This is a genomic window from Mycobacterium sp., assembly GCF_049280035.1.
GTDB lineage: Bacteria > Actinomycetota > Actinomycetes > Mycobacteriales > Mycobacteriaceae > Mycobacterium.
In genome coordinates this window covers 1-6318 of the sequence record NZ_JBAPPI010000907.1, presented here as the reverse complement: position 1 = coordinate 6318, position 6318 = coordinate 1, and the positions used below count along the sequence as shown (strand labels likewise).

Genomic DNA, 6318 nt, shown 5'->3' with positions numbered 1-6318 from the left:
CAAGGGCCCGGCTCACCGGGCCACCCGGCCCGACGTCGAGCGGATCGCGGCTCGGTTGCTGGGGTGTCATGCCGTCAGCCTAACTGGTTGGCCGGCCAAATAACGTGCTACGCTCGCGGTGAAGCATTACTTGGTCGGCCAATCATCGAGGAGATCCGCCATGAAGCTGGGACTGGGCCTGCCGCACCACGGCGTCGAGGCCACTCCGCAGAGAATCGTGGAGTTCGCGCAACGCGCCGAGGCGCTGGGCTTCGACTCGCTCTGGGTGTTTGAGCGGCTGCTACGAGCGGTGGAGCCGGCGGAGGGCTGGCGGACTCCGGAGTGCTACGCCAACGTCTTCGCACCGGTGGAGACATTGACCTACGTTGCCGCCCACACCAGCACGATCCGCTTGGGGACCAGCGTCATCGCCGCGCTCTTCCACGTGCCGGTACTGCTCGCCCGCCGCCTCGCGACGCTGGACCACTTGAGTGCCGGACGCCTCGTCGTGGGTCTGGGACAGGGCTGGTCGGCCGACGAGTTCGCTGCCGCCAATGTGCCGATGGGACGCCGCGGTAGCGGTTTCGAGGAGTTCATCGAGGCGCTGCGTGCCACCTGGGGGCCCGACCCTGTCAGCTATCAGGGCCGCTTCTATCGGATCGCGCCGTCGCAAGTCAGCCCCAAACCGCTGCAGCCCGGCGGCCCGCCGATTCTCATCGCAGCAGCGCCGGGAGTCGACGCCTCCGTGCAGCGCGCCGGACGGCTAGGGCTGGGATTGAACCCGGGGATCTCTGAGTGGAAATCCTTTGAACAGCAACTCGCGAGCTTCCGCGCCGCCGTACCCGCTGGTGAAAGACCCGGCCCGATCGTCGTGCGCGTCAACAACCCCGTGACCGAAGCCCCACTTGATGAGGCCGATCGCGGGCCGCTGTCTGGGTCCGTCGACCAGATCAAGCGCGACCTGCTCCGGGTTGCCGAACTCGGCGTCGACGAGGTCATGTGGGACCTCACCCAGGCAGAAGTTCCCTACGACGTCCAACTCACACTGCTGGACGAACTCATCACCGCGCGACCCGCCGAATCCGTCGGGCGGCGTCGCGAACTCTAGACCTGCTCGCCGAGGCGAGACCAGGGCTTCGATTCGTCGAAGCAATTTCCGATCAGTATCCGCAAATCAGTCAAAGGAGTAGAGGATGACCGAGAAGAAAATCATTGCGATCGTTGGCGCGACCGGCGTGCAGGGCGGCGGCCTGCTCAGGGCGATCATGGCCGACCCGGACGGTCCGTTCACCGCGCGGGCTCTGACCCGCAATGCCGGCTCCGACCGGGCGCGCGCACTCGCCTCCCAAGGGGCCGAGGTCGTCGAGGCAGACCTCGATGATGAGACCAGCCTGCGCAAGGCCTTCGGCGGCGCCTACGGCGCCTACGTGGTCACCAACTTCTGGGTCCAGCGCACCCCCGAACAGGAGCAGGCCCGCACCCGCGCCGAGATGGAACTCGATCAGGCCGCGGCGGCAGCCCGCGCCGCCAAGGACACCGAACTACGCCACGTGGTGTGGTCCACCCTTGAGGACACCCGGCCCCACTTTCAGCGACTCGGTATCGAGGTCCCCGACGCCCTGGGCAACTACAAGGTCCCGCACTTCGACGCCAAGGGCGAGGCCAACGCATCGTTCACCGCGCTCGGCGTGCCGACCACCTTCCTGCAGACCACGTTCTACTACGACGCTTTCCTGCAAGGCCAAGGCCCGCACCGCGACGACAACGGCGAGCTGGTGCTGTCGCTGCCGATGGCCGACAAGAAGCTTGCGCTCGTCGCCGGTGAGGACATCGGCAAGACCGCGCTGGGTGTGTTTCGGCGTGGCGGGCAATTCATCGACAAGACCGTCAGCATCGCCGGCACCCACGCCACCGGGGAACAACTCGCCGCGATGTTCACCGCAGCGTTGGGCGAAAAGGTCGACTATCGACCGATGACCACGGATCAGATGCGGGCATCCGGGCAGCCGGGTGCCGTCGAGGTCGCCAACATGTTACAGTTCTATGCCGACGCATCCGAATACTTCACCGGAGTGCGCAACCTCGACCTGGCGCGTGAGCTCAACCCCGAACTCCAACCGCTCGACACCTGGCTGACCCAGCACAAGAGCGAGATCCCCCTCGACTGAATTCCTTTGCGAGTTCCCCGAATTGATACCGGCACGATTCGCGCCGCGCGATGCGCGGTGCGAATCAAAGGAGGTTAATGATGAGTTCCCTGTTGAAGCCTGACGAGCAGCCGCACTTCGAGCGCAGCGACATGCTCGTGATTCACAACATGTTTCGCCGCGAGTTCGCATTGATGCCCGGACTCGTCGGTGCTGTCGTAGCGGTCGACCACGACCGCGCCCAGATCATCGGTGATCACGTGGAAGCTGTGATCGCCCTGTTGCACGATCACCACACCCACGAAGACGAGGACATCTGGCCGCTGCTGCTCGACCGCTGCACTCGGGCGGCTCGGCTGGTGGGGCTGATGCAAGGCCAACACCAACAGGTCGCCACGCTGCTCCACGAGGTCGACGAGGCGTTGAGCATCTGGCGCGATGCCGTCACCGTCGAGTCTCGCGAGGCCCTGGCGGACGTTCTCGGCAGGCTGATCCCGGCGTTGAAGGAGCACCTGAGTGCGGAGGAGGACCGCGTCGTTCCCCTCATGGCGCAGTACATCACGGTCGCCGAGTGGCACCCAGCCATGGGGAGCGAATTGGCCGCCGACCCAGCACAATCCGCACTCACGATCGGCCTGCTGATGTATGAGGGCGATCCCGACAGCATCGAGCATTTCATCGCCGCCAGGCCCGCCGACGCCCGCCCCGCCATCAGGCAGCTGGCGGCAAAGACGTTCGCGGACCACTCCCAGCGGGTCCACGGCACCGCCACACCACCGCGCAGCACCGAACTCTAACCACACCTGAAACCCGCGCAACCCGCTGCGCCACAACAAAGATCGTTCCGGCCAACGCCGGACAACTCGGAGCGCAAAAGCCGGATCGCCCATTCGCCGGCCTGACCGACCGCCAGGGAAGGAAATCACGCATGTCAACGCCACCCGGGGTCGCGTTCGTCACCGACGCCAGCTGCGACATCGGCCGCAACACGGCGCTGGACCTGGCCGACCCGCCGCACGAGCGCGGGGACGCCGCGCGCAATCGTGCCCTGTTGGTAGACGCGGCGCGGCGGCTCATCACCGCGCGCAGCCCAGACACGGTCACCATGGACGAAATCGCGGCGGCGGCCGGCGTCGGCAAGGGCACCCTGTTCCGGCGGTTCGGCAGCCGCGCAGGGCTGATGATCGTGCTGCTCGACGAGGACGAGCAGGCCGAGCAGCAGGCGTTCCTGTTCGGTCCGGCGCCGCTGGGGCCCAGCGCGCCGCCGCTGGAACGGCTGCTGGCCTACGGTCGCGCGCGGCTGAGGTTCGTCCATACCCATCACGCGCTGCTCAGCGACATCGACCGCGATCCGCAGTCCCGGTACAACGCGCCAGTCACGTTGCACCGCAACCACATACACGCGCTGCTGAACGCCGCGGGCACCACCGGCCACCTCGACGCGCAGACTGAAGCGTTGCTGGCTCTGCTGCAGGCCGACTACGTCGAACACGAGATCAACGAGCGCGGCATGACCCTGGAGGAGCTCGGCAACGCCTGGGAAAGCCTGGCGCGCAAGCTGTGCGGGTGGTGACACTTATCTGGATACAGCACGTCGACCTAGACCAGTCCCCGGCATCGGTCGAGATGCATCGACACCACCGGGGCCTCCCGCCGCACCGTCGTAACGGCCCTAAAGCCGAGCTGCGCTGGACCGCAGCCGTGCTTCGTATCGTGCCACCGGCGAACCGGGCATCGCCATACGAGTCAGCCGGAATTCGGGTGGCAGTCGCCCCGCGATCACGGCGCAGGGTGCCGCAGCGGCGTGGGCGCGTCGCCGTCCATGGCGGAGTGGTGGGGATGCGATGGCGATACGAGGGCGTGGCTCCTGACAGCATCCGGTCACCGCAGGCGTTGCCCCGTGGGTGCGCGCTCAGGCGTCGGTATCGGGGTTGATGGACGTGAGTTTCCCCCTCCGCCGGGGAAACCGCCCGCGATGGACTCTCCAACCGCGAGATCGGCGCCCGGCTGTTCATCAGTCCGCGCACCGTCAAATACCACCTGAGCAAAGTTTTTATGAAACTCGGCGTCACTTCGCGCAGCCAACTGGACTGGGTCCTGTCCACCGACTGACCATTCGGACTGTCCATCGGCGGATTCGAACGCAGCGACGCGCGACCGACACTGGGCACAGTCGCCGACGTTGCGCGATGACTAGCCCCTGTGGAGATCTCCGTGAGCAGTTGGTTCAACGGCATCCAGCCGCAGTTCCGAACCATCGATGGATTGGCCATCCGCTTTGCCGAGAGCGAGAACCGAGACGACCACGCCCTGTTGCTCAGTCCGTGGCCGGAGAGCCTGTTCGCCTTCGAGCCGACGTGGGAGCGGCTGGCCGAGCACACACATCTCGTGGCGATCGACTTACCGGGGTTCGGCCACTCCCAGCGCCGCGATGGCCTGCTCTCGCCGCGGGCCATGGGCGAGTTCGTGATTCGCGTCGCCGACGCATTCAGGCTCGACAGCCCGCATGTGATCGGTCCCGACATCGGCACCGGCGCGGCCCTTTTCGCGGCGGCCTTGTATCCGGGTCGGTTACGCAGCCTGGTCGTCGGCAGTGGCGGTGCGGCGTTTCCCCTCCAGCTGGGCGGGGTGCTGAAGGACTGGGTCGAAGCCCCCGACCTCGAGGCATACCGCCACGTTGACCCGCGCCAGATCGTTGCCGCTGTTTTAACCGACATCCAGCGGTACCCGCTTCTCGACTTCGTTCGCGAGGACTACCTGTCCTCCTACGACGGAGACCGCTTCGTCGAATCGATGCGCTACGTGCGTAGCTACCCGACCGACCTCGCGGCGCTGCGCTTTCTGTTGCCGCAGATCAAGATGCCGGTGCAGATCATCGGCGGCGGCCGAGACCTGGTGGTGCCACCGGCCAACGCCGAGTTCCTCCATGAGCGCCTGCCCAACAGCAGGCTCAACTTCATCGACGCCGGTCATTTCACTTGGGAAGACGCCGCCGACGAGTACGCGGCGCTCGCCACCAGCTGGTGGGAAGGAGGCTACGCGACCCTCGGATCAGCGCGAGCACGCTAATCGGGGCAGGACGGCGGGTAAGCGCCGTGCCGCTCCCGGCATCCGTCGAACTTCAGACTCTGACAGACAGGAGAACCCGATGTCCGTGGAGGACGTACACCTACGCACCGACGTGCCGAGCGAGCCTATTGCGCGTTTCACGTGTCGTCTGGACGGCCCGGTAGCCGTCGTCACCATGAATTACCGGCCTTACAACCTGATGAACCGCGAGTTCACCGAAGAGCTGATCGAGGCGCTGGGCTGGGTCCGGGACTCCGGTGCCCGGGCAGCGATCCTGCGCAGTGGGCTGAGGCACTTCTCGGCCGGTGCAGACCTGGACGCGATGCTTGAGGCTGCCGGGCGCGGCAACGGCGTCTTGGGCTGGCCGATCCTGGAGATGCTGCGGGCCTTCGACGAGCTACCCATCCCGATCGTGGCCGCCGTGCACGGCAACTGTCTGGGCGGCGGACTGGAACTGGCGTTGGCCTGCGACCTGATCATCGCCACGGAGTCGGCCAAGATCGGCTCGGTGGAGGGCACCGTCGGGCTGCACCCGCTGGCGGGTGGCATCCAACGACTCACCCAGCGCGCCGGGGCGGCGCGGGCCAAGGAGATGGCCATGCTCGCGCGCCGCTACGACGCGCGCACCCTAGAACATTGGAACGTGATAAACCGGGTGGTCCCCGACGAACAACTCGACCAAGCCGCGGCCACCCTAGCCCGTGAGCTCGCCGGAGGCCCCACCATCGCCCATGCCGCGACCAAGGCCCTGGTCACGATCGCGATCAACGAGGGAGTCGGCGCCGCCGACATCGCCATGACCGAGCTGCAAAAGCCGATCTTCGCATCGGAGGACTTTCGCACCGGGGCCGCCTCGCTCAAGCAGAACGGCCCCGGCATGGCCAACTTTGAGGGGCACTGAAAGATGGCTGCACTGACCGGAATCCGCGTTGTCGACTTTTCCCGGGTGCTGGCCGGGCCGCACTGCGCGCAGACCTTACTCGACCTGGGCGCCGAGGTCATCAAGATTGAACCGCCATCCGGGGACATGGCCCGGCGGGCCTACCCTCGCAGCGGCGAGATCTCCGGCTCCTACGCCCAGCAGAACGCCGGCACGCGCAACATCTCCATCGACCTCAATGTC

Annotated in this window: 7 protein-coding genes and 1 pseudogene; all 8 read left to right on the top strand. The window is 66.5% G+C overall.

Annotated elements, in window-relative coordinates; translation table 11 throughout:
- The first annotated feature begins 160 nt into the window (after positions 1 to 160).
- Positions 161 to 1087, top strand: coding sequence for an LLM class flavin-dependent oxidoreductase (locus WAN71_RS28960; protein WP_422228620.1), 927 nt, complete (start codon positions 161 to 163; stop codon positions 1085 to 1087).
- 85 nt (positions 1088 to 1172) lie between these two features.
- A complete protein-coding gene (locus WAN71_RS28955) occupies positions 1173 to 2147 on the top strand; it encodes an NmrA/HSCARG family protein (RefSeq protein ID WP_422228619.1) in 975 nt (324 codons plus the stop codon).
- Positions 2148 to 2227: 80 nt separating this feature from the next.
- Positions 2228 to 2923 carry a hemerythrin domain-containing protein gene (locus WAN71_RS28950; protein ID WP_422228618.1) on the top strand — a complete coding sequence of 232 codons (696 nt, stop codon included), beginning with the start codon at positions 2228 to 2230 and terminating at the stop codon, positions 2921 to 2923.
- Positions 2924 to 3054: 131 nt separating this feature from the next.
- Positions 3055 to 3699, top strand: coding sequence for a TetR/AcrR family transcriptional regulator (locus WAN71_RS28945; RefSeq protein WP_422228617.1), 645 nt, complete (start codon positions 3055 to 3057; stop codon positions 3697 to 3699).
- A 395-nt stretch (positions 3700 to 4094) separates the two neighbouring features.
- Positions 4095 to 4238: pseudogene (locus WAN71_RS28940) on the top strand (helix-turn-helix domain-containing protein); the annotation flags it as partial.
- A 102-nt stretch (positions 4239 to 4340) separates the two neighbouring features.
- Positions 4341 to 5195, top strand: coding sequence for an alpha/beta fold hydrolase (locus WAN71_RS28935; RefSeq protein ID WP_422228616.1), 855 nt, complete (start codon positions 4341 to 4343; stop codon positions 5193 to 5195).
- A 79-nt stretch (positions 5196 to 5274) separates the two neighbouring features.
- The gene (locus tag WAN71_RS28930; RefSeq protein WP_422228615.1) at positions 5275 to 6096 is read left to right on the top strand and encodes an enoyl-CoA hydratase/isomerase family protein; all 822 of its coding nucleotides are present in this window, start codon (positions 5275 to 5277) and stop codon (positions 6094 to 6096) included.
- Positions 6097 to 6099: 3 nt separating this feature from the next.
- Positions 6100 to 6318: CoA transferase (locus WAN71_RS28925; protein WP_422228614.1), on the top strand; the 219-nt coding region annotated here is incomplete at its 3' end.